Source organism: Peristeroidobacter soli, assembly GCF_004138485.1.
Classification (GTDB): domain Bacteria; phylum Pseudomonadota; class Gammaproteobacteria; order Steroidobacterales; family Steroidobacteraceae; genus Steroidobacter; species Steroidobacter soli.
This window is the reverse complement of record NZ_ML142848.1, coordinates 906,181-930,914: the sequence shown is the minus strand read 5'-3', so window position 1 is coordinate 930,914 and position 24,734 is coordinate 906,181. Positions and strand designations below refer to the sequence as shown.

At 63.0% G+C, this 24,734-nt stretch carries 26 protein-coding genes, 1 tRNA gene, 1 other RNA gene and 1 pseudogene; 14 read left to right on the top strand and 15 right to left on the bottom strand.

Annotated elements, in window-relative coordinates:
- Positions 1-31 precede the first annotated feature (31 nt).
- A complete protein-coding gene (gene tldD / locus EKO19_RS03720) occupies positions 32-1,537 on the top strand; it encodes a metalloprotease TldD (protein WP_129775047.1) in 1,506 nt (501 codons plus the stop codon).
- Between the two features lie 271 nt (positions 1,538-1,808).
- Complete coding sequence (locus EKO19_RS03715; RefSeq protein WP_129775046.1) at positions 1,809-2,036, top strand: hypothetical protein; 228 nt, start codon at positions 1,809-1,811, stop codon at positions 2,034-2,036.
- A 10-nt stretch (positions 2,037-2,046) separates the two neighbouring features.
- Here the strand turns inward: EKO19_RS03715 and EKO19_RS03710 are convergent, their stop codons facing one another.
- The 4 genes from EKO19_RS03710 to yjgA form a co-directional block, all read right to left on the bottom strand.
- Positions 2,047-3,444, bottom strand: a complete 1,398-nt coding sequence (locus EKO19_RS03710; RefSeq protein WP_129775045.1) for an AAA family ATPase — start codon at positions 3,442-3,444, stop codon at positions 2,047-2,049.
- A gap of 139 nt (positions 3,445-3,583) precedes the next feature.
- On the bottom strand, positions 3,584-4,666 hold the full coding sequence (locus EKO19_RS03705; RefSeq protein ID WP_129775044.1) for a 5-(carboxyamino)imidazole ribonucleotide synthase: 1,083 nt from the start codon (positions 4,664-4,666) through the stop codon (positions 3,584-3,586).
- Positions 4,663-5,169, bottom strand: coding sequence for a 5-(carboxyamino)imidazole ribonucleotide mutase (gene purE, locus EKO19_RS03700; RefSeq protein ID WP_129775043.1), 507 nt, complete (start codon positions 5,167-5,169; stop codon positions 4,663-4,665). The genes EKO19_RS03705 and purE overlap by 4 nt, the downstream gene beginning before the upstream one ends.
- A gap of 13 nt (positions 5,170-5,182) precedes the next feature.
- On the bottom strand, positions 5,183-5,710 hold the full coding sequence (yjgA, locus tag EKO19_RS03695; RefSeq protein WP_129775042.1) for a ribosome biogenesis factor YjgA: 528 nt from the start codon (positions 5,708-5,710) through the stop codon (positions 5,183-5,185).
- Between the two features lie 108 nt (positions 5,711-5,818).
- Here yjgA and pmbA point away from each other — a divergent pair, with 108 nt between their 5' ends.
- Positions 5,819-7,177 carry a metalloprotease PmbA gene (gene pmbA / locus EKO19_RS03690; RefSeq protein WP_129775041.1) on the top strand — a complete coding sequence of 453 codons (1,359 nt, stop codon included), beginning with the start codon at positions 5,819-5,821 and terminating at the stop codon, positions 7,175-7,177.
- Between the two features lies 1 nt (position 7,178).
- Here pmbA and EKO19_RS03685 read toward each other — a convergent pair whose 3' ends face one another.
- Positions 7,179-8,549 (bottom strand): YihY/virulence factor BrkB family protein, encoded by a 1,371-nt coding sequence (locus EKO19_RS03685; RefSeq protein WP_129775040.1) that lies wholly within the window; start codon positions 8,547-8,549, stop codon positions 7,179-7,181.
- Positions 8,550-8,687: 138 nt separating this feature from the next.
- Between EKO19_RS03685 and EKO19_RS03680 the strand changes: the two genes are divergently transcribed.
- The gene (locus tag EKO19_RS03680; protein ID WP_129775039.1) at positions 8,688-9,506 is read left to right on the top strand and encodes an ABC transporter substrate-binding protein; all 819 of its coding nucleotides are present in this window, start codon (positions 8,688-8,690) and stop codon (positions 9,504-9,506) included.
- Here EKO19_RS03680 and EKO19_RS03675 read toward each other — a convergent pair.
- On the bottom strand, positions 9,472-10,464 hold the full coding sequence (locus EKO19_RS03675) for a sensor histidine kinase (protein ID WP_129775038.1): 993 nt from the start codon (positions 10,462-10,464) through the stop codon (positions 9,472-9,474). The two genes, EKO19_RS03680 and EKO19_RS03675, sit on opposite strands and share 35 nt — an antisense overlap.
- A gap of 22 nt (positions 10,465-10,486) precedes the next feature.
- On the bottom strand, positions 10,487-11,359 hold the full coding sequence (locus EKO19_RS03670; RefSeq protein WP_175596997.1) for a phosphoribosylaminoimidazolesuccinocarboxamide synthase: 873 nt from the start codon (positions 11,357-11,359) through the stop codon (positions 10,487-10,489).
- 183 nt (positions 11,360-11,542) lie between these two features.
- On the opposite strand from EKO19_RS03670, the gene djlA reads away from it, so the two are divergent.
- Positions 11,543-12,364, top strand: coding sequence for a co-chaperone DjlA (gene djlA, locus EKO19_RS03665; protein WP_129775036.1), 822 nt, complete (start codon positions 11,543-11,545; stop codon positions 12,362-12,364).
- A gap of 17 nt (positions 12,365-12,381) precedes the next feature.
- Complete coding sequence (gene rpe / locus EKO19_RS03660; RefSeq protein ID WP_129775035.1) at positions 12,382-13,062, top strand: ribulose-phosphate 3-epimerase; 681 nt, start codon at positions 12,382-12,384, stop codon at positions 13,060-13,062.
- 213 nt (positions 13,063-13,275) lie between these two features.
- Here rpe and crp read toward each other — a convergent pair.
- A pseudogene (gene crp, locus EKO19_RS03655) lies at positions 13,276-13,911 on the bottom strand (cAMP-activated global transcriptional regulator CRP); the annotation flags it as partial.
- Positions 13,912-14,107: 196 nt separating this feature from the next.
- A complete protein-coding gene (gene coq7, locus EKO19_RS03650; protein WP_129775033.1) occupies positions 14,108-14,782 on the bottom strand; it encodes a 2-polyprenyl-3-methyl-6-methoxy-1,4-benzoquinone monooxygenase in 675 nt (224 codons plus the stop codon).
- Between the two features lie 182 nt (positions 14,783-14,964).
- Here coq7 and rplM point away from each other — a divergent pair, with 182 nt between their 5' ends.
- The 4 genes from rplM to EKO19_RS03630 all read left to right on the top strand — a co-directional run bounded on the left by rplM (position 14,965) and on the right by EKO19_RS03630 (position 17,278).
- Entirely contained in the window at positions 14,965-15,393 is a 429-nt protein-coding gene (gene rplM / locus EKO19_RS03645; protein WP_129775032.1) for a 50S ribosomal protein L13, read from the top strand.
- 12 nt (positions 15,394-15,405) lie between these two features.
- On the top strand, positions 15,406-15,798 hold the full coding sequence (gene rpsI, locus EKO19_RS03640) for a 30S ribosomal protein S9 (protein WP_129775031.1): 393 nt from the start codon (positions 15,406-15,408) through the stop codon (positions 15,796-15,798).
- A gap of 18 nt (positions 15,799-15,816) precedes the next feature.
- Positions 15,817-15,890, top strand: a tRNA-Gln gene (locus EKO19_RS03635).
- Between the two features lie 344 nt (positions 15,891-16,234).
- On the top strand, positions 16,235-17,278 hold the full coding sequence (locus tag EKO19_RS03630; RefSeq protein ID WP_129775030.1) for a quinone-dependent dihydroorotate dehydrogenase: 1,044 nt from the start codon (positions 16,235-16,237) through the stop codon (positions 17,276-17,278).
- On the opposite strand, the gene rpiA is transcribed toward EKO19_RS03630, so the two are convergent.
- From rpiA to EKO19_RS03600, 6 genes are all read right to left on the bottom strand, one after another.
- Positions 17,256-17,909 carry a ribose-5-phosphate isomerase RpiA gene (gene rpiA, locus EKO19_RS03625; protein ID WP_129775029.1) on the bottom strand — a complete coding sequence of 218 codons (654 nt, stop codon included), beginning with the start codon at positions 17,907-17,909 and terminating at the stop codon, positions 17,256-17,258. The two genes, EKO19_RS03630 and rpiA, sit on opposite strands and share 23 nt — an antisense overlap.
- 277 nt (positions 17,910-18,186) lie before the next feature.
- On the bottom strand, positions 18,187-18,660 hold the full coding sequence (locus EKO19_RS03620) for an EVE domain-containing protein (protein ID WP_129775028.1): 474 nt from the start codon (positions 18,658-18,660) through the stop codon (positions 18,187-18,189).
- Between the two features lie 21 nt (positions 18,661-18,681).
- Positions 18,682-19,272, bottom strand: a complete 591-nt coding sequence (locus tag EKO19_RS03615) for a 5-formyltetrahydrofolate cyclo-ligase (RefSeq protein ID WP_281281034.1) — start codon at positions 19,270-19,272, stop codon at positions 18,682-18,684.
- 46 nt (positions 19,273-19,318) lie between these two features.
- Positions 19,319-19,505, bottom strand: a non-coding RNA gene (gene ssrS, locus EKO19_RS03610) — 6S RNA.
- 100 nt (positions 19,506-19,605) lie between these two features.
- Positions 19,606-19,917: a cell division protein ZapA gene (locus EKO19_RS03605; RefSeq protein ID WP_129775026.1), complete on the bottom strand. Its 312-nt coding sequence runs from the start codon at positions 19,915-19,917 to the stop codon at positions 19,606-19,608.
- Positions 19,914-20,159 (bottom strand): TIGR02449 family protein, encoded by a 246-nt coding sequence (locus EKO19_RS03600; RefSeq protein WP_129775025.1) that lies wholly within the window; start codon positions 20,157-20,159, stop codon positions 19,914-19,916. Before EKO19_RS03600 ends, EKO19_RS03605 begins: the two co-directional genes overlap by 4 nt.
- Positions 20,160-20,267: 108 nt before the next feature.
- On the opposite strand from EKO19_RS03600, the gene EKO19_RS03595 reads away from it, so the two are divergent.
- Genes EKO19_RS03595 through EKO19_RS03580 form a run of 4 tightly spaced genes read left to right on the top strand, consistent with a single transcriptional unit; the run spans position 20,268 to position 24,719 of the window.
- Complete coding sequence (locus EKO19_RS03595) at positions 20,268-20,897, top strand: UPF0149 family protein (protein WP_129775024.1); 630 nt, start codon at positions 20,268-20,270, stop codon at positions 20,895-20,897.
- 17 nt (positions 20,898-20,914) lie between these two features.
- Complete coding sequence (gene pepP / locus EKO19_RS03590) at positions 20,915-22,219, top strand: Xaa-Pro aminopeptidase (protein WP_129775023.1); 1,305 nt, start codon at positions 20,915-20,917, stop codon at positions 22,217-22,219.
- A complete protein-coding gene (ubiH, locus tag EKO19_RS03585) occupies positions 22,216-23,472 on the top strand; it encodes a 2-octaprenyl-6-methoxyphenyl hydroxylase (protein WP_129775022.1) in 1,257 nt (418 codons plus the stop codon). Before pepP ends, ubiH begins: the two co-directional genes overlap by 4 nt.
- On the top strand, positions 23,469-24,719 hold the full coding sequence (locus EKO19_RS03580; RefSeq protein ID WP_129775021.1) for a UbiH/UbiF/VisC/COQ6 family ubiquinone biosynthesis hydroxylase: 1,251 nt from the start codon (positions 23,469-23,471) through the stop codon (positions 24,717-24,719). The genes ubiH and EKO19_RS03580 overlap by 4 nt, the downstream gene beginning before the upstream one ends.
- Positions 24,720-24,734 lie beyond the last annotated feature (15 nt).

The following is a 24,734-nucleotide window of genomic DNA, read 5'->3' as shown; positions in this document are numbered from 1 at the left end:
CGCGGACCGATCACGAGGAACCCTCACGCGCATGAGCACCACAGTTACCGCCGTTCACGATCGTCTGCATCTGGAGTTGCCCAAGGCTTTCAACGCCTCGCAGCCGCTGGAAGTGGCGCGTCAGGCCATTCTCGCGCCCTCGGGTCTCGATGACGAGCGCATCGCCAGCGTGCTCGGCAGCGTGATGGGCTACAGCGTCGACTACGCGGATTTGTATTTTCAGTTGAGTCGCGAAGAGTCGTGGTCGCTCGAAGACGGCATCGTCAAAGACGGTTCGCACAGCATCGAGCAGGGCGTCGGCGTGCGCGCGCTCGCGGGTGAGAAGACGGGCTTCGCGTACTCGGATGAGATCGTGTTGCCGGCGCTGACCGAAGCCTCGCTGGCCGCGCGCGCCATCGCGCGCAGCGGAGCAAACAAATCCATGCAGGCCTGGCGTTCGACCGCCGGCCATCAGTTGTATCTGCCGTTCGATCCGCTCGAAGGTTTGAGCGACACCGACAAGGTGCAATTGCTCGAGCGTGTGGATCGCGAAGCGCGTCGGCTCGATCCGCACGTGACGCAGGTGATGGCGAGCTTGTCCGGCGCGCATGAAGTCGTGCTGGTGATGGCGAGCGACGGTACGGTTGCCGCCGACGTGCGGCCGCTGGTGCGCATGAATGTTTCTGTGATCGTCGAGAAGGACGGTCGCCGCGAACAGGGTTACGCGGGCACGGGCGGTCGTTATGGCTTCGCCAAGTTCCTGGAAAAGGATCGTTGGAAAGAACTGGTGCACGAAGCGGTGCGCGGCGCGTTGGTGAATCTCGACGCAGTCCCGGCGCCCGCGGGCACGATGACCGTGGTGCTCGGCCCAGGTTGGCCCGGCGTGTTGTTGCACGAAGCGGTGGGTCACGGTCTGGAAGGCGACTTCAATCGCAAGGGGACTTCGGCGTTCTCCGGCAAGATCGGCGAGCAGGTCGCGTCCGAGCTGTGCACCATCGTCGATGACGGCACGCTCGGCTCGCGTCGTGGCTCGTTGAACATCGACGATGAGGGTGTGCCGACTCAGTGCACGACGCTCATCGAGAACGGCATCCTGCGCGGCTACATGCAGGACAAGCTGAATGCGCGACTGATGGGTGTCGCGCCGACGGGTAATGGCCGTCGCGAGTCGTTCGCGCACATGACCATGCCGCGCATGACGAATACATACATGCTGGCGGGCAAGCACGATCCGCAGGAAATCATCGGCTCGGTGCAGAAGGGCTTGTATTGCCGCAACTTCGGCGGCGGTCAGGTGGATATCACTTCGGGCAAGTTCGTGTTCTCGGCCAGCGAGGCTTATCTGATCGAGAACGGCAAGCTGGGCGCGCCCGTGCGCGGCGCCACGCTGATCGGCAACGGGCCGGAAGTCATGCGCCGGGTGTCGATGGTCGGCAACGATCTGAAGCTGGACGAGGGCGTCGGTACCTGCGGCAAGGAAGGGCAGGACATCCCGGTGGGCGTCGGCCAGCCGACCCTGCGGGTCGATGGCTTGACCGTCGGCGGCACTGCTCAATAACTCGGGATCGGGCATTACGCTGCGCAGTCCCTGCTCCGCGTAGGCCCAGCGCATACATCGGTGTACACCCCCTCGGCGGAGCGAAGCAGTGCTTCGCTGGAGGCACCGCCGAGCCCTGCCACGACCCTCGTGGTGAGGCGGTAAAAGGCGTGACTTTTGCCGCTCGCCCGCCACCTGCGGCGGCGGGGTACGTCCATGTATCTGGGGCGGTGCTCCCGCCGGCGGCCTTGCGCTGTTACGATGTTGCGGTCGCCGGCTGTGACTCTTTGTTATGTGGATCTCTCGTCCTGTCTACGAGCTGCTGCCCTACCTGTATATGCTGGTGGGGATCGCCTTGCTGGCCGCGGCCTGGGTGGTCGAGGCCAAAGCCTGGCCCAGTGTGTTGCTGGCCGTGGGCGCGTTGAGCCTGATGGGCGGGCTGGTGCTATGGCTGCGCCGGAAGGACTATCGGACCAAGCAGGCCGAATACGACAGCCGCTCGCTCGACGACAAGATCTGAACGGCCGCCGCTAGCGGCCGCCGCCGAACTCATTCGCCCGCTGCTCTTCCTCTTCTTCCTCGCGCTCCGCCCGTTCCTCCAGTGAGGTGCCGTCGTCCTGCGCGAGGGTCGCGGCGTGACCGCGATCCGGGCCGTCATGCATGGGCTGCGCGTCGTCGTCCAGGTCGTGGAACGCCGTCCGGCTGCGATTGGTGCGCTCGTCGAAATACATGATCTCGTGCTGACCGATCTGCACCACGTCGCCGTCGTTCAGCATGCGGCGGCGGACGCGCTTGGAGCGCACGTAGATGCCGTTGGTGCTGTTCAGATCCTCGAGCACCGACGTATGAATCGAAGTGATGATCTGCGCGTGATGACGGCTGATGAACTTGCTGTCGATCTGCAGATCGTTGTCCGGCGTGCGGCCGATGATGAACCGGCCCGGGGTGAGCTCGCGTTCGGCGATGGTCTGGCCGTTGAAGCCGACCAGGATGCGGCCGAGCACGATACGACGCGCGCCGGTCGATGTTTCTTCGCCGCCGTTCATGCCACCGTGCATTCCGCCGTTCATGCTGCCCGGCATGCCATGCAGCGCCTGCAACTTCACGGAACGCTCGGCGTATTCCACCCACTGCAATTCTTCGACGGCGGCTTTCACATCGTCGACGCTGACCGTGGGGCGATCCTGTGCGAACGCCGCCATCATCGCCGTGTCGGCGAGCGTGTTCACCAGACGCGGCACGCCGCCGGTGTAGCGATAGATCAACGAGAATGTTTCGGGATCGAAAATCTGCCGACCCTGCGAGCCCGCCACTTCCAGACGATGCTGGATGTACGCGGCCATATCGGTCTTCGACAGCGCGGTCAGGTGGAAGCGCAGGCGGATGCGCTGAGCCAGCTGCACCAGCCCGGGCGCGTTGAGCTTGTCGTTCAGCTCCGGCTGACCGGCGAGGATGATGCGCAGGACCTTTTCCTTGGTGGTCTCCACGCCCGACAGCATGCGGATCTCTTCCAGCACCTTGTTTGACAGATTCTGGGCTTCGTCGACGATCAGCAGCACGCGTCGGCCGTTGGCGTATTGCTCGACCAGAAACTCGTTCAGGGTGGCGAGCAGCTCGGCCTTTTTCATCTTGAACGGCGAAAAGCCGAACTGCACCAGCACGCTCTGCAGGAATTCGATGGCGGTGACCTGGGTCTGATTGATCTGCGCCACCACCACGTCCTTTTCGAGCTCCTTCAGGAAGGTCTCGATCAGGGTGGTCTTGCCCGAGCCGATCTCGCCGGTGATGACCACGAAACCGTCGGTGAACCAGATGGTGGACTCCATGTACGCCTTGGCGCGCGCATGGTGCTTGGACAGGTACAGGAACTGCGGGTCCGGGGTCAGCCGGAACGGCAACTCGTGCAGTTTGAACAGTTCTAGATACATGCAGTTGGGGTATCTGGGTCGGCAGACCTGTCAGGCGAGGCAAGTTTACGGAGAACCGTAGCCGGACACAAAAATCCCACCGTCAATTCACCAGAATCTGGCGATTGCCACTCCGGCGCTGACCAGCGGTCCGCTCGAGTTACATCTTCAGCCGGAGCAACTGTTGCAATGCCCGATCCCTGGCGGCCGGCGATGGGGCGTTGATGGTGCAATGTCCGAGCTTGCGGTTGGGCCGCGGTTCTTTCCCGTAGCTGTGGAAGTGTACGCCCGACACCCGGAGAATGTTCCCGAGCTCCGGGATGCTACCGATGAAGTTCATCATGGCCGAGTGCCCGTTCGGGCGAGTGCTTCCGAGCGGCAAACCGAGAATGGCGCGTACATGATTCTCGAATTGACTGGTCTGCGCGCCTTCGATGGTCCAGTGCCCCGAGTTGTGCACGCGTGGCGCCATCTCGTTGGCGATCAGCTTGCCACCGCGCACGAAGAACTCGATGGTGAGTACCCCGGCGTAATCCAGATGTTTCAACAGGCGGCGCATGTATGTTTCCGCCTGCTTCTGCAGCGAGGCACTTCGATAGGGCGCGATTGAATAGCGCAAAATGCCCTGTGAATGTGTGTTCGCCGACAACGGATAGAACAATGTTTCGCCACGCGTGCTACGCACGCCGATGATGGACACCTCGCGCGTGAAATCGACGAAGCCTTCGTAGATCAACGGCACGGTGCCGAGCGTCTGCCACGCGGCTTCGATGTCCGCGGGTTTCTTCAAATAGAACTGACCGCGTCCGTCGTAACCGAGACGCCGCGTCTTGAGCACGCCGGGCAGGCCGATGTTTTCCACGGCCGCGCGCAGATCGTCGATCGAGTCGACCGCCATGAATTCCGGCGTCGGAATCTTCAGCTGCCGGAACAATGTTTTCTCGTGCAAGCGATCCTGCGAAGCGCCGAGTGCCTTCACCGGCGGCAGGAAAGGTTTCTTGCTGGCAATGGGTTCGACCGCCGCGACCGGCACGTTCTCGACGTCGAAGGTCACGACATCGACTTCCTCCGCCAGCTCCGCGAGCTTGTCCGGATCGTCGAACGCGCCGGGAATGATCTTGCCGACCTGACCGCCGGGCGCGTCGCTGCTCTGATCGAGGAACACGAACCGCAAGCCGAGCGGATACCCCGCCAGGGCCAGCATGCGTCCCAGCTGGCCCGCACCGATGATGCCGATTTTCATGGCCGGGACAGGGCAGTGAGGGACGGATCGGGATTGGCCAGCACGGTCGCGGTCTGGTCGGCCCGGAACTGGTCGAGCGCGGTGCGCACCGGCTCGTACTTGTTGGCGAGGATCGAGGCGGCGAACAACGCTGCATTGGTCGCGCCGGCCTGGCCGATCGCCAGCGTGCCGACCGGAATGCCGGCGGGCATCTGCACGATGGACAGCAATGAATCGATGCCGGAGAGCATCTTCGACTGCACCGGCACGCCGAGCACGGGCAGGCTGGTCTTGGCGGCGGTCATGCCCGGCAAATGGGCGGCGCCACCGGCGCCCGCGATGATGACTTCCAGGCCGCGCTCTCGCGCCGTCTCCGCGTACTCGAACAACAAGTCCGGGGTGCGATGGGCCGAGACCACGCGCGTCTCGAATGCGATCCCCAGGCGCTCCAGGGTGTTCGCGGCGGGCTGCAAAGTCTCCCAATCGGACTTGGAGCCCATGATGATGCCAACTAGCGGTTTCATAAGGAGGATTGTATCAGGGGGCTGCGTTCGACAGGGCGTCGCGTAAGACGCGGAACAGCTCGCGCCCGGCGGGCGTGACTTTCTGCGAGGTCTGCTGCTGTTCCTTGCGGGCGCGCTCGGTCAGCTTGCCGATGGCTTTGCTGTCGGCGTGCGGGAATTCGGCGGCGAACGCGGCGATGCCGTCGCTGCCTTCTCGTAACAGGCGGTCGCGCCACTGCTCGATGCGATGAAACCGGGTGGCCTCGACCCGCTCCCGGGTGCGTTTGGCCTCCAGCGCCTCGCGGATCGGCTCGGCGTCGAGCTTGCGCATCAACTTGCCGATGTACTGTTTCTGCCGGTACAGGCCGCCGTGCGCAGTGATTCGACGGGCCAGCTCCACGGCGTCGCGCAGTTGCTCGGGCAGGGGCAGGGCTGCCAGCTCGCTGTCGGACAGCTCGATCAGCGCTTCGCCGAGCTGCTGCAGGTCGTCGCTCTGCCGCTTGCGCAGGCTTTTACTGGGGCGCTCGTCGTAGGAGCCGTCGTCATCGGCGTCGTCGGTCATGTCAGGACAGGCCGTTTCTGGGGGCGCAAGGATGCGTGCCCGGCGGTCCCCATGCAAGTCGGCGGCTACCAACTCCGGTCGGTGTGCCCTGACTGATACACTCCGGCCATGGCTCAAGTTCCCAGCACTCCCTCCACCCAGCTCAGCCACTCGCAACAGGACCTGCAGGACCTGGTCGCCCTAGCGATCGAGGAGGGCCGGAAGCTGGGGGCCACCGAATCCGAAGTCGGCATCAGTGTCGACACCGGGCTTTCAGTCACGGCGCGCTTGGGCGAAGTCGAAACGCTCGAGTATCAGCGTGATCGCGGGATGGGCATCACCGTCTATCGCGGCAAGCGCAAAGGCACGGCGAGCACCGCCGACCTGCGACCGCAAGCGATTCGCGAGACCGTTGCCAAGGCATTCAGCATCGCTGGCTTCACGGCGGAAGATGAGTGCGCGGGTCTGCCCGATCCGGAAGATCTGGCGCGTGAGTTTCCGGATCTGCAGTTGTCACATCCGTGGGGCATCGAGCCGGACGCGGCGCGCGATCTGGCGGTGGCTTGCGAAGCGGCCGCGCTCAACGCGGACAAGCGCATCGGCAATTCCGAAGGCGCGACGCTGTCGAGTCATCAAGGTCTGCGCGTATTCGGCAATTCACTGGGATTCCTCGGTGGCTTCCCGAGCAGCATCCACAGTTTGAGCTGTGTCGTCGTCGCGCAGGATGACGGCGAGATGCAGCGTGACTACTGGTACAGCTCGGTGCGCGATTGGCGCGAGCTGGAAGATGGCGAGTCGATCGGCAAGACGGCCGCGGCTCGTGCGTTACGCCGGTTGAACGCGAAGAAGCTGCCGACGATCACTGCACCCGTGCTGTTCGTTCCCGAACTGGCTCGCGGGCTGATGGGGCATTTCCTCGGCGCGGTTCGCGGTGGCAGTCAGTATCGACGCGCATCGTTCCTGCTCGACGCGGCGGGTCAACAGATCTTCCCCTCGTGGGTGCAGATTTCCGAGCGGCCGCATATTCCCAAGGCGATGGCCAGCTCGCCGTTCGATAGCGAAGGCGTGGTCACGCGCGATCGCGAGTTGATCAAGGATGGCGTGCTCACTGGATACATCCTGAGCACCTATTCGGCGCGCAAGCTCGGGTTGCGTACCACGGGCAATGCGGGCGGAGTTCACAATCTCATCGTGTCGCACGGCTCCGATGACTTTCAGGCGCTGCTGAAGAAGATGAATCGCGGCTTGATGGTGACCGAGCTGATGGGGCAGGGGATCAACGGCGTCACCGGCGACTACTCGCGCGGCGCCGCCGGCTTCTGGATCGAGAACGGCGAGATTCAATATCCGGTGAACGAGATCACCATCGCCGGCAACCTCAAGGACATGTATCGGGAGATCGTCGCCATCGGCAACGACGTCGATGCGCGCGGCGGCATTCGAACCGGGTCGGTGCTGCTGGAGAAGATGACGATCGCGGGCGAGTGAGTTACGCCTGGTTCGAGGCGTGTTGACCGGGCGCGTGCTGGTTGTGGGAGTGATGACCGACGGGCGGTTGTTGTTCAACCAGCTCGGCCACTGTTCTTCCCTTCAAGCTGTTCTGTAGCGCCTGCTCGGCGACTCTCGCCGCATCCACCGCCGGTGCGATATCTCTGCATTTGCTGAGGCGCGGGCCCGCGGTGTCGTGGCGCACGGCATCCAGCACATCATTCAATTCGATCGTATGCGGATCGCGTGCCGGCACCCAGCTGTCATCTTCCGCGATCAGCAACAGCTTGCGATGTTCGAGCGCGTCCAGGATCGGTGTCAGCGCCGCGCCCGGCAGATCCAGATGGTCGGCGAGACGATTCGACGTCCAGCGATGCTGGGCCGTCCGGTAGTCGTTGACGATGAGATACATGATGGACAGCGCCACCCGCTCGCGCATGCTCGAATTCAGCGCGATCACGCCGCGTCCGGGCCGCAGGTACTGCGGGTTCTGGATATAGAACGACAGCTGTGCGCCGAGCAGCAGGATGAGCCAGGAAATGTACAGCCACATGAGCGCCACGATGACGATGGCGAAGCCGGCGTAGATGACCATGGTGGTCGACGCGTGGGAAAAGAACTGCGTCAGCACCATGCCGCTGAAGGCCCACGCGGCACCGGCTGCGACACCGCCGATCAAAGCTGCCCGCAATCGCACCTTGGTGTTGGGCACGAAGGCATACATGAACGTGAACACGCCCGAGACCAGCAGATAGGGCGTGATGCGGCCCAGGATCAGCAGCACGGTGTCGAAGGGGCGATAGTGCGACAGCGTTTCGACAAAGCTGGTGCTGCCGAGGGTTGCGATCAAGCCCAACGCCGCGACGATGACGGCCGGCCCGACCACCATGACGCTCAGGTACTCGCTGAAACGGCGTCCGATGCTGCGGGGCTGCTCGACGCGCCACACGAAATTGAAACTCTCCTCGACCTTCTGCACGGTCGAGATCAAGGTGTAGAGCAGGAAGATCAAGCCGATCGAGCCGAGCACGCCGCCGCGCACGTTGTCGACGAAAGCCATCACCTGCTGGGTGATCTCGTAGGCGCGGTCGCCGAGCGGCTCCAGGAAGCTGTACAGTACCGGCTCGAGCTCGCGGTGATAGCCCAGGCCTTTGAGCACCGAGAAGGACAGGGCGATGATGGGCACGATCGACAAAAGCGTCGTGTACACCAAGCTCATGGCGCGGAGCGTGAGCTCGCCGAGGGCGATATCGCGGATCAGCGCGTAGGGATAGCGCAGGATGCGCGTAAGTTTCCACAGCGGCCGGCCGATGATGGATTCCGGCGGCTCGAACAGCCAATGTTCCAGGCGAGCTAGCAACGGCGCGATCATGGCATATTGTTGCGCGCGATCGGACTCCTGTCACGACGCGCGCGGCGACCGGCCAAAAAATGTGATTTTTGTCCGTCGCCCGCCGCCTGTGGCGGCGAGGCACGTCCATGTGCCTATAGTGTTTATCGAGTTGGCGCAGTGAACTACACCTCCGGCAATTTTCCTTCCCGCATCGTCTGCCTCACCGAGGAGACCACCGAAACGCTGTACCTGCTCGAAGAGGACTGGCGCATCGTAGGCATTTCGGGTTTCACCGTGCGGCCGGCGCGCGCTCGCAAGGAGAAGCCGAAGGTGTCGGCGTTCACGAGCGCCAAGGTCGATCGCATCCGTGAGCTCAATCCCGACCTGGTGCTGGGTTTCTCCGATCTGCAGGCCGACATCGCCGCCGACCTGGTGCGGCACGGGCTGAACGTTCACATTTTCAATCACCGCGACATCGCCGGGATCTTCGGCATGATCGGCATTCTCGGCGGCATGATCGGTTGCGAGGCCAAGGCGGCGCAGCTGTGCACCAGGCTCGCGGCCAACCTCGAAAGTGTCCGCGCCTCGGCGGCGCAGTTCACCGCTCGGCCGCGCGTTTATTTCGAGGAATGGGATGAGCCAATGATTTCAGGCATCCGCTGGGTCTCGGAACTGATCGGCGTCGCGGGCGGTGACGATTGTTTCGAAGACAATTCGCGCCAGTCGCTGGCGAAGCATCGGATCATCGCCGATCCGCAGGAGGTGGTGCGTCGTGCGCCCGATATCATTCTCGGCTCCTGGTGCGGCAAGAAGTTCCGGCCCGAGAACGTCGTTGCGCGCGAGGGTTGGAGCAGCGTGCCGGCCGTCGCCGACGCGCAGTTGCACGAGATCAAGTCACCGATCATTTTGCAGCCGGGGCCGGCGGCGCTGACCGACGGCATCAACGAGATTCACGCCATCTTCAAGGCCTGGCAGGCGGGGCGAGCGGCGCGTTGATGGTGAAATAAAACGTCGCGCCTTCGTTGACCTGGGCTTCGGCCCAGATGCGGCCGCTGTGGCGCGCGATGACGCGCTGGGCCGTGACCAGGCCGATGCCGCTGCCCTGATATTCCGCGTCCGGATGCAATCGCTGGAAGGGCACGAACAATTTGTTCGCGTACGCCATATCGAAGCCGACGCCATTGTCGCGCACGAAGTAGATGTGGCCGCCGGTCACGCCAGTTTGCACGCCGACCGTCACCATCGGTTGCGCGGCTTTGATCGTGAATTTCCAGGCGTTGGCGAGCAGGCAGTCCATGGCGATGCGAAGCAGGCGGGCATCGCCTTCGACGTGCATGTTGGGTGCGATCTCGACCTGCACCTTGTGATCCGGGAACTTCGCGCGCAGCGCCGCGGCGGCATCGGTGCAGAGCTGCGTGAAATTGACCGGCCGGATCGCCAGCTCGGCGGTACTGATTCGAGACAAGCCGAGCAGGGCCTCGATGAGGCCGGACATGCGCTGACTGGCGTCGTGAATGCGTCGCAGATAGTGCAGCGACTTTTCATCCAGCTGTTCCGATGCGGTCTCTTGCAGGATCTGGCTGAAGCCGGAGAGGCTGCGCAGCGGCGCGCGCAGATCGTGAGAGACGGCGTAAGCGAACGATTCCAGCTCGCGATTCGCGGCTTGCAGCTGACGCGTGCGTTCCGCCACGCGCTTTTCCAGGTCGGCATTGATCTGCTGCACTTCGCGCTGTGATTCGAGCAGCGCGGAGACCGCCGCGTCATCGCGCCGCTTGTGTCGTCGAAGCAGGATGTACAGCAGTACGGCCGAGCCGAGAATGGCCAGCCAGCCCTTGGCGGTGTGCAGGACCTGGAGCGTGTGCGGATCCAGGTCCAGCCATTCCAGCCAGCGATCGGTCAGGAAGATCCAGAGGGCGCCAGCGGCCAGATAGATCAGTGCGATCGTTCTTGGCATGCAACCGGCTCGAAGTCATGCCCTATGCGGTCAGGCGACGCAGCGCTTCGGCGTATTTCTCGCCGGTCTTCTGCGCCACCTCGGGCGGCAGCTTCGGTCCGGGCGCGCGCTTGTCCCACGTCAATGTTTCCAGGTAGTCGCGCACGAACTGTTTGTCGAAGCTCGGCGGACTGGTGCCCGGCCGATAGGTGTCGGCGGGCCAGAAGCGCGAGGAGTCGGGCGTCAGCGCCTCGTCGATCAGGGTCAGATGACCGGCGTCGTCGATGCCGAATTCGAATTTGGTGTCGGCGATGATGATGCCGCGAGTGAGTGCGTATTCGGTGGCGAAGCGATACAACGCGAGCGCGGTGGCGCGCACTTGTTCGGCGAGGCCACGACCGACGATCGCGACGGCGCGGTCGTAATCGATGTTCTCATCGTGCTCGCCGATCTCGGCCTTGGTCGCCGGCGTGAACAGCGGTTCGGCCAGACGATCGGCCTGTCGCAGGCCTTCGGGCAGCTGAATGCCGCACACCTTGCCGCTCTGTTGGTAGTCCTTCCAGCCCGAGCCGATGATGTAACCGCGCACCACCGCTTCGATGGGCAGCGCCTTGAGGCGCTTCACGATCATGTACCGATCGGCGATCAATGCGCGCTCGGCCGGGTCGGTGACCACGCTCTCCAGCGGCGTGTCCAGGATGTGATTGGGCACGATGTGCCTGGTGCGGTCGAACCAGAAGCGCGAGATCTTGGTCAACACCGCGCCCTTGCCCGGAATCGGGTCGGGCAGCACCACGTCGAACGCGCTCAGGCGGTCGGTGGTGACGATCAGCATCTGCCGGTCGTCGATGGCGTAGATGTCGCGGACTTTGCCCTGATAGATGCGCTGGAGGCCGCTCAAGCGCGACTCGTGCATGGGCGGGGAGGGCTGAGTCACTGGATTACTCGATGAAAAATGAGAGGAAAAACACTGTTGACCGTCGGACGAATCGCAGCGGGTACGAGCTGCTAACATATCGCCAGGTGACGAATCCACAAAATGGGCCATTGTCACCAAGTTGTGGATTGTCGCAGCGGGTGAGGAGGGCTTCAAGCATCGATGTTCTGGCAAGGTAAAGCACTGGGCGCGCTGATCGGCGGGGTGACCGCGGGTCCGGTCGGCGCATTGTTCGGCACCTTCATCGGTCACCTGTTCGACGCGCAGGCCGAGAGTGGTCTTGCCGGCAGCCTGGGCAACAGCGAGGACGACGCGGCCACGGCCCAGATGGCCGGCATGGGCGCGCAGGAAGCGTTCTTCCGCGCCACCTTCCAGGTCATGGGCCACATCGCCAAGGCCGACGGACACGTTTCGGAAAGTGAGATCCGCGCCGCGCGCGCCATCATGGCCGAATTCCGGCTCGGCGATCGCGAAGTCGAATTCGCCATCCAGATGTTCACGCAGGGCAAGGAAAAGGAATTTCCGCTGGAGGCGACACTGCGACAGCTGCGCCGCAAGCTGGCCGACCGCCCCGACGTGCTGCGCATGTTCATCCAGATTCAATTGCAGACCGCATTGTGGAGCGGCAGCTTCACGCCGGCCGCGCGCCAGGTGATGGCTCGAGTCGCGGCGACGTTGAGCGTGTCGGCTTACGAGGTGATACAGATGGAGGCGCTTCTGCGAATGCAGCAGTCGTCCCGTCAACCGCCCGAGGCGCGCCCCCGAGTCGACAAAGTCGCGCAGGCCTACGAAGTGCTGGGTGTTACTGCCGAGGCGTCGGATGCCGAAGTCACGAAGGCATATCGCCGCTTGATGAATCAAAATCATCCCGACAAGCTGGTCGCGCGCGGCCTGCCGGAGTCGATGATGAAAGTCGCCGAGGAAAAAACCCGGCAAGTTCGCGCTGCTTACGAAGTGCTGCGTGAAGCACGCGCGATGCGATAGATCACGAGGTTTCCGCCATGCCCACACACCAACCCTGGATTGCTCCTTCGATTCTCTCCGCCGATTTCGCTCGCCTCGGCGAAGAGGTGAAGGCCGTGCTGGACGCCGGTGCCGACACCATTCATTTCGACGTGATGGACAATCATTACGTGCCCAACCTCACCATCGGGCCGCTGGTGTGCGAGGCGCTGCGCAAGCACGGCATCACCGCGCCCATCGATGTGCATCTGATGGTGAAGCCGGTCGACCGAATCATTCCCGACTTCGCGGCCGCGGGCGCATCGTGGATCAGCTTCCATCCCGAAGCGAGCGAGCATATCGATCGCACTCTCGGTTTGATTCGCGAGCATGGCTGTCATCCCGGCATCGTGCTCAATCCGGCGACGCCGTTGAATGTGCTGGATTACGTGCTCGACAAGGTCGACATGATTTTGTTGATGTCGGTCAACCCGGGCTTCGGCGGACAGAAATTCATTCCGTCTGCGCTGGGCAAGCTGAAGAAGGTGCGCGAGATGATCGCCGCGAGCGGTCGTGATATTCGCTTGCAGATCGACGGCGGCGTGAAGGTCGACAACATCGGCGAGATCGCGGCTGCCGGTGCGGATACGTTCGTGGCGGGCTCGGCGATCTTCGGCTCGAAGGATTACCGCAAAACGATTTCAGACATGCGAGCCGAGATCGCGAAGGCTGCGAAGTAGCGGGCGCCAGAAACGCTGAAGGCCGCTTGCGCGGCCTTCAGTGAGTCGTCTCGCGACTGAAGCGAGGTTCTATTCCTCGTCCTCGTCGTCGAAGTCGTCTTCATCGTCCTCGTCGTCATCATCGGTACGACGATTCGCGGGTGACGTGCCCGCGGTAGCGGCGCCAGCGCGGCCCGCGGCGGCGGCCAGCGGCGGCTTGGTCTTCATCTTCGGGCGAGCGCCGAACACGACGATGGTCTTGCCGGTAGCGCGCAGCAGGCCCTGGTCTTCCAGCACCTTCAACACGCGGCCCGCCATTTCACGCGAGCAACCGACCAGGCGCGACAGCTCCTGACGGCTCACCTTGATCTGCATGCCTTCCGGATGAGTCATCGCGTCCGGCTCGCTGCACAGATCCATGATGGCGTGCGCGACCCGGCCGGTCACGTCGACGAAGGCCAGGTCGCCGAGCTTGCGATTGGTGCGATCGAGGCGGGTGGCGAGCTGGGTGGCGAGCTCGAACACCAGGCCCGGGCTTTCGGCCGCGAGCTGACGGAAGCGGGGATAGGTCATTTCGGCCAGCTCGCACTGCTGACGCGTGCGGACCCAGGCGCTGCGGGTGGGCTGTTCGTAGAACAGGCCCATCTCACCGAAGAACTGCCCTTTGTTGAGGTAGGCGAGCACCATCTCGTTGCCTTCCTCGTCCTCGATCATCACTTCGACCGAGCCGCTGACGATGTAATACAGCACATCGGGCAGGTCGCCGGCGTGGATGACGACGGTCTTGGAAGGCACCGTGCGAATCCGGCAGTAGCTCAGGAACCGGTTGATCGCCGGAATATCGCTCAATGGCCTTGCGCCCTCTTCCATAACCCGCCCCTATTCGCCTTGTGCTTGTAACTAAATGACTTTAGTGGGATGACTTGACGACAATATGTCTTGCCGCGACTTTTAATACAGTATGACCCTACATCGCAAGCTTTTGCTTGCACGGCAAATCGTTACGTCGACTATTTGACGGCAGGATCAATGTCGTTCAGCTCAATGTGTCGACCCGATCACACTCTCACAGCCAGTACGAGATCCGCGTCATCACCTTGGCGGTGAGCTTCATCATCGTTCGCACCGGCCCCGGCAACGCCGCACCACCGGCCAGTTCAGCATTGCGTCCATGACGTTCTTCGTCGGCGCTCATTTGCTGGATGATGGCGCGGGTGCGCGCATCGTCTGCCGGCAAACGTTGCAAATGTCCGTCGAGATGCTCCACCACCTGGCGTTCGGTCTCGGCCACGAATCCCAGGCTCACCTTGTCGCCCGCCAGCCCGGCGAGTGCGCCGATGGTGAAAGAGCCCGCGTACCAGAGCGGGTTCAGCACACTGGTCCGGCCGCCCAGCTGGCGGATGCGATCGGCGCACCAGGCCAGATGGTCGGTCTCCTCGCGAGCCGCTTCCATCAGTGATGCCCTGGTTGCATCGGCCCGGGAAGTGAACGCCTGTCCCTGGTAGAGGGCCTGCGCCGCCACCTCGCCGGAATGATTGATCCGCATCAGGGCGGCCACATGGCGGCGGTTGGCCGGGTTGTCGGCAATTTCGGGTGTTTCGGGCTGGTTGTCGGCAGGATTCGGCCGGGCCGCGACATGGCTGGCGAACAGGGTCCGCAGCGTCTGATCGGCCGGCTGCAGCAGGCGGTCGAGGAGGGTATAACGGCGGCCGGTCGGCTCGGCGTGGCTCGAGGATTCCATGGGGATTCATTATATATGTCCCCCGCGGCCGGCCGGCCTCCGGGGTGCCCGGCGAGGGCTAGGGGAATCCTGCCGTAAATCAACGCTTCTAAGCGTTTGCATTGGCCTCAGGTGTCCATTAGACTTGCCGGCCTTTTCGCCCCCTGGCTGGCAGGGGCGCATAAGTTTTCCCGGAGATTTCAATGAGTACCGTCTTCGCCAATGCGCAAACGGTCCGTCGTGACTGGTTCGTCGTCGACGCGACTGGCAAGACCCTGGGCCGTCTGGCTTCCGAGGTTGCCTCGCGTTTGCGCGGCAAGCACAAGGCGTCTTACACGCCCAACTGCGACACTGGCGATCACATCGTCATCCTGAACGCTGGCAAGGTCCGCGTGACGGGGCGCAAGCTGACGGACAAGTTCTACCATCACCACACCGGCTACATGGGTAACCTGAAGAGCACCAGCTTGGAAAAGCTGCTCGACAAGCACCCCGAGCGCGCCATCGAGTTCGCGGTCAAGGGCATGCTCCCGAAGAACCCGCTCGGCCGCGCGATGTTCAAGAAGCTGCACGTGTTTGCGGGCGACAAGCACCCGCACGCCGCTCAGCAGCCGAAGGCCCTCGAGATTTAATTCAGGTATCACATGGCCATTTCGACCAACTACGGCACCGGCCGCCGCAAGACCTCCACTGCCCGCGTGTTCCTGCGCAAGGGCACCGGCAACATCCGCGTGAACAACCGCACGCTGGATGAGTTCTTCGGCCGCAAGACCGCGCGCATGATCGTGCGTCAGCCGCTGGAAGCCGTGAGCATGGACAACACCTTCGACGTGGAAGTGACGGTCAAGGGCGGTGGCATCACCGGCCAGGCCGGCGCGATCCGTCACGGTCTGACCCGCGCGTTGATGGAGTACGACGAGACGCTGCGCAAGACCCTGCGCGACGCCGGTTACGTGACCCGCGACGCCCGCGAAGTCGAGCGTAAGAAGGTCGGTTTCCGCAAGGCCCGTCGCGGAACCCAGTTCTCGAAGCGCTAACCGCGGTCCTGGGATTATTGGGGGATCGTCTAGCGGTAGGACTACGGACTCTGACTCCGTCAACCTAGGTTCGAATCCTAGTCCCCCAACCAACACGCAAAGCCCGCCTCTCGGCGGGCTTTTGCTTTTTGGGGATGGCCTCGGCACCACGCACGCGCCGGCTAAGCTTTCTCGGAGTTGGTCGGGTGACTTCGGCTGGTAACTCACGCCGCCTTGCCGCGCTGTTGTGACTGCGGAAACTCACGCCGCGACTTGCCCGCGGGGTGGTTTGCGAAACGGTCCACCGATTCCAAGCAGGTGCTTGCGTGGCCGTACGGCGCGAAACTCAACCACAATCCGAATTGGAAATAAAACCACGAGTCGATGTTAGCGGCGTACAAAGCTGGCGGATAAACCCGATAATTGGCCGGTGCCCAGTCCCTCCGGCGTGCCAGCAATGATCAACACCCTCTACCCATTCATCCGTCCCATCCTCTTCTCCCTCGAGGGTGAGCGCGCGCACGAAGTGACCTTCGCCATGCTCGAGATGGCCCACTCGCTGGGCATGCTCGGCACGCATGAGTCGAGGCCGGAGGAGGGCGTAACGCTCATGGGTTTGCGCTTTCCGAATCGCGTCGGTCTGGCCGCGGGACTCGATAAAAACGCGAAGCACATCGACGCGCTCGGTGCACTCGGTTTTGGCTTTATCGAAGCGGGTACGGTGACGGCACAGGCACAAGTCGGTAACGCGAGGCCGCGTCTGTTTCGACTGCCTGAAGTGAATGCGCTCATCAATCGCATGGGCTTTCCGAATGAAGGGGCCGAGGCGATTGCGCATCGTCTGGCGCAGCGCAAGTTCAAAGGACCGTGCGGTATCAACATCGGCAAGAACGCGACCACGCCACTCGAAGATGCCGCGCGAAATTACGTCGAATGTTTTCGCGTCGTCGCTCCGCACGCCGACTACGTGACCGTGAACGTCTCGTCACCGAACACTGCGAACCTGCGACAGCTGCAGCAAGTCGATCAACTGCGTCCCATCCTCGATGCTCTTCTCGAAGCTCGCGTGCAATTGACCTCAAGCTCGGGGCGAGCGCTGCCGATATTGGTGAAGGTGTCGCCCGATCTGGCGAGCGAAGATCTCGCCGCGATCGCTGGATTGGTTCGCGAGCTGCGCATCGACGGTGTGATCGCCACCAACACCACGATCACTCGCGATGTGGTGAAGGGTGTGCCGAACAGTGAGCAGCAAGGTGGATTGAGCGGCGCGCCGATGCGTACGCTGGCGCTGAAGTCGATCCCCGTCTTGCGTGAGCATCTGGGCAACGACGTGCCGCTGATCGCGGTGGGTGGGATCGATTCAGGTGCGGCGGCGGTTGCTGCCTTGCAGGCCGGTGCGGATCTGATTCAGATCTACACCGGCCTCATTTATCGCGGTCCAAAGCTGGTCACGGAGATCCTGTCCGCGGTCGGCTCGTTCAAATCGTCTGCACGCCGCTAGGCGAACCGAGAATCAGCAGATCCGCCGGCCGTCGTGCGAACAGACCGACGGTCACCACGCCGGCGAGCTGATTGATGTCGCTCTCCATCGTGACCGGATCGACGATGGACAGACCATGCACGTCGAGGATTTGATTGCCGTTGTCGGTGACGAAGCCTTCGCGATAGACCGGCTGTCCCCCCAGCGCGACCAATTGTCGGGCGACGTACGAGCGCGCCATCGGAATCACTTCGACCGGCAACGGGAACTTGCCGAGCACGCCGACGAGTTTGGATTCATCGGCGATGCAGATGAAGCGCCGCGATGCGGCGGCAACGATCTTCTCGCGGGTCAATGCACCCCCACCGCCCTTGATCAGGCGTCGGTGACGATCCGACTCGTCCGCACCATCGATGTAGAGGTCCAGCTCACCCGTCGTATTGAGGTCGAGCACATCGATACCGTACCGGCGTAACCGCGTCGTCGAGCGCTCCGAACTGGATACCGCGCCTCGAATGCGCAGCTTTTGCGCAGCCAGCGCATCGATAAACAGATCCACCGTCGACCCGGTTCCGATGCCGAGGATGGCGTCCTCCTGCACGTGGCTGAGGGCGGCGAGGGCGGCTTGCTGCTTGAGTTGGTCGGCGTTCATGGTGTGCGGCTCGTTGGGGTGGATGCGCTGAAAGACCTATTTTTCCAGGCTCCGGAAACGACTGTGCCCGCTTTCGCGGGCACAGTCTTCATCATCATCTACTCAGAAGAACTTACTTCTTCTTGGCAGCCTTCTTCTTGCCGCCTTTCTTCTTCGCAGACTTCTTTGCTTTCGTTGCCATGATACTAGATCTCCATGTCGAGTTAGTCCGGGCGCAGTATATACATAAATTAAAAATGGCAAGCAAGAGGCGCGTGCAATTTTGTTGTGCTCCCTCTCATCTCGAAGCTCGCTCGAGCGACTCGATGAAGCTCCATTCGCTCTTGCTGACCGGTGTGATCGACAGTCGGTTGCCGCGTTTGAGCACGATCATGTCCTTGAGCTTGCCGTCGGCATGCTTGCGCAGTTCATCGAGCGCGATGACCCTGTCGAACTTCCTGACGAGCTTCACGTCGACCATGTACCAGCGCGGGTTGTCCGGATCGCTGGCCGCATCGTAGTGATCGTTCTTTTTCTCGAACTGCGTCGGGTCCGGATACGCCTCGCGTTGTACGGCGGCAACGCCTGCAATTCCAGGGATTTCGCAGCTCGAGTGATAGAAGAACACCAGGTCGCCCTGCTGCATCTGCCTGAGGTAGTTGCGCGCCTGGAAATTGCGCACGCCATCCCAGCCGGTGGTGCTGTTCTTGGCCTTGGCGAGTTGCTCGATGCCGAACACCGAGGGCTCGGACTTCATCAACCAGTAGTTCATGGCGACTCCGTGAGTGAATGATCAGAGCGTAGCAGGGTGCCGCTCGAACCAATGCAGTCCCCGTTCAGTCACGATGCCATCGAGCGGCACGTCCCAGCGATCGGCCTGCAGTCGCGCGACGCGCTGGCACTCGTAAGCGACGCCGATGAGCGTCGGTCGCCGCCAGCGGCGTCCTTCGCGCAAGTGATGCAGGCTGCGATCGTAGAAGCCGGCGCCGCTGCCGAGCCGCCAGCCGCGCTCGTCGAATGCGACCAGCGGCAGCAGGATCAGATCGAGTTGGCGCACCGGAATGACTTCGGCATGACGCGGATCGGGTTCGGCGATGCCGTACCGGTTTACGCGCATCACGCTATCGGTTCGATAGCGCACGAAGCGCATGCGGCTACGACGAAAGTCTGTGATGACCGGTAGGTAGAGCAGGCAACCGCGCCGGCGTGCGATGTCGATCACGTGACTCAGGTCCGCTTCGTGACCGTACGCGAAGTACACCGCGATCCGTTGTCGCGGGCGCAAGCGATGCGAGCCGCTGAGGAAGCGGGCGAATTGCCGATGCGCTTCGTCACGTGTCGTTGGCGAGAGCGCGCGACGGAGTTGCCGCATGTGCCGGCGCAGTTGCTGTCGTTCCAGCAGTGCCGCCGGCCCGGAGGAAGGAGAGGAGGCGCTACCCGCCTGTGCCGTCATGAGCCATTGCTCTCGACACGGAGCAATAGGTGGGACGCAGCTGTGGCAGCTAAGGCTTTCCGTTCGAGACGGACTTGCACACCGCTACCACGTCGCCGAATCCCGGGGGTATTAACATTAGGGTCGAGAGGTAACCCGACACATGTCGAACACCGCAGGCAGCGCCATAACAAAATCGATTCTGAGTCTGCGTCCGTAACGCGCATCCGCAGCCCCAAGTTCATCCGTACCCCATATCCGGGCCGGAGCGTCGGGTTTCAATGCCTACAGCGGCAATTGCTGTCCTCGGCTCAATGCCGATTCCACCCGCTCGCGCATCTGCTTGACGCGCTCGCTGACTTCGCTCTCGATGGCCTCGTTACGATTGCGCTTGAGCAATTCGTGCGCGAGGTTCAGAGCCGCCATCACCGCGATCCGGTCCAGGCCGACGATATTGCCGGCGTCGCGGATGTCGCGCATCTTGCCGTTGAGAAATTCCGCCGAGTCGAGCAATTCGGAACGCTCTTCGGGCAGGCAGGCGACCTGGTACTCCTTTTCCAGGATTCGCACACTGACACGGACCATGCGGTCGCTCATGCGTTGTGCTCCATCGCCTTCAGGCGGCCAATCATCGCTTCGACCCGCGCGCGCACCTGCTCATTCTTCTGTAGCAGCGTGGCACGCTCCGTCATCATCGAATCCTGTCGCTGGCGCAAGGCGCGGTTCTCTTCCTGCAATTGGGAGACCAGCGCGACCAGCTCGTCCACACGCCGTTCGAGCTGTTTCAGCTCTTGATCGACGACGGCCCGGGAGGCGCCGGTGGACGAAAGTGGATTCATGCGCCGGATTATGCGTCCCGCCCTCCGACCGGTCAAACCAGGGCCGAAATCCGTCAAATCCATGGAGCGGCTCAATGCCACAGGGGGCACAGTGCTAAGATACACGCGATGCTGCAAGTCACATTCGCGGAAGTCGCTCGCGTCCTGGAAGGGCTCGACTCGTCGGTGCCGGCGACGGAAGCCCACGGTTGTCTGGTCGGCGCGCTGTGCACGTCGCCCCACTATTCGATGGAGCGCTGGCTGGAAGAAATCATTCCCGACGCCGATCAGCGCAACGACGAGGACAGTCAGCAGGCGTTGCGTCTGTTGTACGCCGACACGCTCAATGCGTTGCGCGGCGAAGACATGGAATTCGAAGCGCTGTTGCCCGACGACGATGTTTCGCTGGCCACGCGCGCCGCCGGCCTGTCGCAGTGGTGCCAGGGCTTCCTGTATGGATTCGGCACCGCCGGACCAGCCAATAAGATGGCGCTGAAGCAGGAACAGCTGCCCGGCAACGTCAACGAAATTCTCAACGACCTCACGCACATCGGCCGCGCCAGCGTCGAGCTGGAAGGCGACGGCAACGAGAGCGAAGAAGAAGCCTATGCCGAAGTGGTCGAGTACGTGCGCGTCGGCGTGCAGTTGATCCACGACGAACTGATTCCCGCCGCCGTCCATCGCATCGAGACCGGCGCGGACAGCGACCTCGAACTGGACGACGACGACACCCACCCCGATCCCGGCCCTCTGCACTAATCCAACCAGCGTAGCTCATGCGCAAAGACGAATTCGCCCGCCGGCGCCGGCAGCTCATGAAAATGATGGGCCGCGGCGCCATCGCCATCCTGCCCGCCGTTCCCGAAAAGACGCGCAACAGCGACGTCAGTTATCACTATCGGCCCGATAGCGATTTCTTCTATCTCACCGGCTTCGCCGAGCCGGAGTCAGTGGCCGTGCTGATACCGGGACGCGCCCACGGCGAGTATGTGCTGTTCACTCGCGAGCGCGACCTGACGCGCGAGACATGGGATGGCAAACGTGCCGGGCCGGAAGGCGCTGTGCGCGATTACGGTGCTGACGATGCGTTCCCCATCAACGACATCGACGACATCCTTCCTGGACTGATGGAGAACTGTGACCGCGTCTTCTACACGATGGGACTGCATCAGGAGTTCGATCAGCGCGTGATCGGCTGGGTGAACTCGCTCAAGTCGCAGGCACGCACCGGCATCCACCCGCCGCAGGAGTTCGTGGCGCTGGATCATCTCTTGCACGACATGCGTCTATACAAATCGCGCCCCGAACTGGAGGCGATGCGCGAGTCGGCCCGAATCGCGGTGGCCGCCCATCGACGCGCGATGCAGTTCGTCGAGCCGGGTCGCAAGGAATACCAGGTGATGGCCGAGCTGCTCCACGAGTTCCGGATGAACGACGCGGACATCTCGTATCACCCCATCGTCGGCGGCGGTGCGAACACCTGCATCCTGCACTATCACGAGAATTCGGAAGAACTGCGCGACGGCGACCTGCTGTTGATCGACGCCGGCTGCGAATACGAGCTGTATGCGTCCGATATCACGCGCACCTTTCCGGTCGGCGGCCGGTTCACGCCGGAGCAGCGGGCGGTGTATGAGGTCGTATTGGAGGCTCAGCATGCCGCGATCGACAAGACCCGGCCGGGAAATCATTGGAACGAGCCGCACGAGGCCGCCGTGAAAGCGATCACCCAAGGCCTGGTGAAGCTCGGCCTGCTGAAGGGCAAGGTGCCCAATCTGATCAAGGAAGGCGCGTATCGCCGTTTCTACATGCATCGCACCGGTCATTGGCTGGGCATGGACGTGCACGATGTCGGCGACTACAAGATCGGCGATCAATGGCGCGTGCTGGAGCCCGGCATGGCGATGACGGTCGAGCCCGGCATCTATATTCCGGCTGGCAGCAAGGGGGTGTCGAAGCGCTGGTGGAACATCGGCGTGCGCATCGAAGATGACGTGGTTGTAACCAAGGACGGCAACGAGGTGCTGACGGCGGGCCTGGTCAAGGACGCCGACGGCATCGAAAAGCTGATGAACGCATGAGCGACCCGCACGCCCCCGCCTCGACCGTCGACGTCGCCATTGCCGGCGGTGGACTGGTCGGCGCGAGCCTGGCGCTCGCCCTGGCGAAGCTGCGGCTCAAAGTCGTGCTGATCGAGGCGGCGCCGTTCGGTGCCGTCGAGCAACCGAGCTTCGACGATCGCACCACTGCGATATCGAACGGCAGTCGTCGCATTTTCGAAGCGCTCGGGGTGTGGTCGTTGATCGAACGCGAGGCCACCGCGATCCGGCGCATTCATGTTTCCGATCAAGGCCGCTTCGGCTTCACGCGGATCGATGCCAGGGAACAGGGACTGAGCTCGCTGGGCTACGTGGTCGTCAATCGCGTGATGGGCGCGGCGTTGTGGCGGCGGTTGCAGGCGGAACCGTCCATCACCGTGCTCGCACCGGCCAAAGTTCAGTCGATGCAATTGCAACCGCACGCCCGGCGCATCGAATGTGCGATGGACGACGGCGTGCGTATCGTCGAGGCGAAGCTGGCGATCGCCGCCGACGGTGCTCGTTCCACCGTGCGGCAATCGGCGGGCATCGGCTCGAGCACCTGGGACTACGAGCAGGTCGCGCTGGTCAGCAACGTGCTCTCCCAGCACTTCCACGATCACGTCGCGTACGAGCGTTTCACCAATGCGGGGCCGCTCGCGCTGCTGCCGTTGACCGAAGGCCGATTGGGGCTGGTGTGGACCTTCAGTCCCGAGACCGCCAAAGAAATGACGGCCCTGAGCGATGCCGAGTTCCTCGCGCGCTTGCAGGACACGTTTGGTTTCCGCCTCGGCCGTTTCACGCGGGTGGGACAACGTCAGTTGTACCCGTTGTCGTTGACTCGTTCCGACGAATACGTCGCCGAGCGTCTCGCGATTGTCGGTAACGCGGCTCAGACGCTGCATCCGATCGCGGGCCAGGGATTCAACCTCGGCCTGCGCGATGCCGTGAGCCTTGCCGAGGTGCTTGCCGACGGGCTCGCGCAAGCCGGCGGTGAGTTCGACGCGGGCGATGGCTTGTGGCTGCAACGCTATCGTGAATGGCGAGCCGCCGATCGCGGCAACATCGTGCGCTTCACCGATGGCCTGGTGAGGTTGTTCTCGCAGCCGTTGGGTCCGATCAAGCTGCTGCGTAACGCGGGCATGCTGGCGTTCGATCTCATGCCGGCCGCGAAGGATGCATTGTCGCAGTTGTCGCTGGGAGCCGCCGGTCGAGTGCCACGTCTGGCACGCGGCGCGCCGTTGAGCAAGGGATGAAAACAGGCTTCCACATTCTGATCATCGGCGGCGGCATGGTCGGCGCCTGTGTCGCCGCTTTAGCCGCCAGTCATCGTCAGTTCGCCGACCTGCGCATCGCCGTGCTGGAGGCGAACCCGCCGACCATGCCACCGCCCGATGCGGCTGACGACATCGATCTGCGCGTCTCCGCCATCTCACGTGCTTCTGAGCGCATCCTGAGCGAGATCGGTGCATGGCCGCTGATACCGGGCCGGCACGTCTGCGCGTACGATGACATGAGCGTATGGGACGCTGAGGGCAAGCCGCGCGGCCCCGGGTCGATTCACTTCTCCGCGAGCGAATCGGGCGAGCCGAATCTCGGCTACATCGTCGAGAACCGCCGCGTGCTGTGGTCGATCTATGACTGCGCCGCTTTTCGCAATCGGGTGACGTTGCTCCGTGGCGAGCTGACCGGTCTGGAGTTCGAGGACGACCATGCCGCGGCGATTCTCAGCGACGGTCGTCGTATCGAGGCGGCGCTGATCGTCGGCTCCGATGGCTCCGGTTCATTGAGTCGCAAGCTGGCTGGCATCGAGACCCGCGGTTGGGATTACGACCAACGTGCCTTTGTGACTCACGTGCGCACCGAACATCCGCATGCCCGAACGGCGTGGCAACGGTTCTTGCCCGATGGACCGATCGCATTCCTGCCGCTCGCGGACGGGCGCAGTTCCATCGTGTGGACCACCACGCCCGAGCACGCCGAACGTCTGGTGTCCGCAGCTCCCGAGCAGGTCGCCAATGAATTGGCGCAAGCTATCGACAACCTCCTTGGCAAAGTCGAGCTGGCCGGGCCGCGAGGTCAATTTCCTTTGCGGCTCACCCACGCCAGGGAGTATTGCCGTGAGCGCTTCGTGCTGGTCGGGGATGCGGCTCACGCCATTCATCCATTGGCGGGGCAGGGTGTGAATCTGGGGTTTCTGGACAGCGCCGCGTTGATCGAAGTGCTGGCGGAGCAGCTGGACGCCGGGCTTGCGCCGGTCGCTATCGGGGAGCGACGGGTCCTGCGTCGCTACGAGCGCTGGCGCAAGAGCGAGAACGCCGTGGCATTGGGACTGGTCGATGGCTTGAACAAGTTGTTTGGCAGTCGCGCCGATACGCTTGGCTGGGCGCGTCGCACCGGCTTGAGCATCCTGGACGGCAGCATGCTCGCCAAACGTTTCCTGATGGGGCGTGCGCTCGGCATTGGCGGGGCGGCGCCGGCGTTGGTTCGCTCGCATCGTTGAGCTGAAGGGACATTG